This window comes from Paenibacillus praedii (assembly GCF_049725345.1).
Classification (GTDB): domain Bacteria; phylum Bacillota; class Bacilli; order Paenibacillales; family Paenibacillaceae; genus Pristimantibacillus.
The window spans coordinates 1-600 of sequence record NZ_JBMWAM010000055.1 but is presented as its reverse complement, the minus strand read 5'-3'; the positions used below and the strand labels follow the sequence as shown (position 1 = coordinate 600).

Here is a 600-nt window from a genome sequence, read left to right as displayed (position 1 = left end):
TTAGTTCAACCTAAACTCCATTTTTCTACTCTTCGTTGTCATTCTGAATGATTCATAAAATAAAATTGCAGAAGCATTTTTCTCCGATACCCCTAATTCAATACTATCAACCTTCAGGCTTCCTCCGAAATCAATAACATATTGCATAAGTCTCTTTCCAACGCCCTTATTTCTGCACGTTTCAGAAACACACAAACTATTTACATATAATATCTTTCTCGCATTCATAAATGAATTTTCAGTTATGTCTTCTTCCTTCGTCGCAACTACTCCGATTATCTCTAAGCCTATGGTAGCAACAAAAATATGCTGTTTGAGATCAATTAGCTGGCTAAAGAAGAATTCTTTCCCGACTGGAGTTAGGTTTTCTTTATACAAATCGGGTCTTTCAAAAACGTGTAGATCATGAACCTGCCTGAACAAAGGTAACAAAGACTCGTAGTCATCTTGATGAGCACTTCGGATTGATATTTCCATATTTCCTCCCCGATCAGTTAACATATTCTACCACGCTTACCCTTTAACCAAAATTGTTTTATTGAACATTCCTGCCAGTTAGCTGAGCGGATTTCCAGCAATGCAAAACAAGCGATGGATCGG

1 protein-coding gene is annotated in these 600 nt (G+C 37.2%); it reads right to left on the bottom strand.

Annotated elements, in window-relative coordinates; genetic code table 11:
• Positions 1 to 477 carry a GNAT family N-acetyltransferase gene (locus tag ACO9K6_RS20965; RefSeq protein ID WP_424769467.1) on the bottom strand — a complete coding sequence of 159 codons (477 nt, stop codon included), beginning with the start codon at positions 475 to 477 and terminating at the stop codon, positions 1 to 3.
• Between the last annotated feature and the right edge of the window lie 123 nt (positions 478 to 600).

Coding starts and splice junctions, on each gene's coding strand:
- ACO9K6_RS20965 (WP_424769467.1), bottom strand. CDS start 477: ATGGAAATATCAATCCGAAGTGCTCATCAAGATGACTACGAGTCTTTG.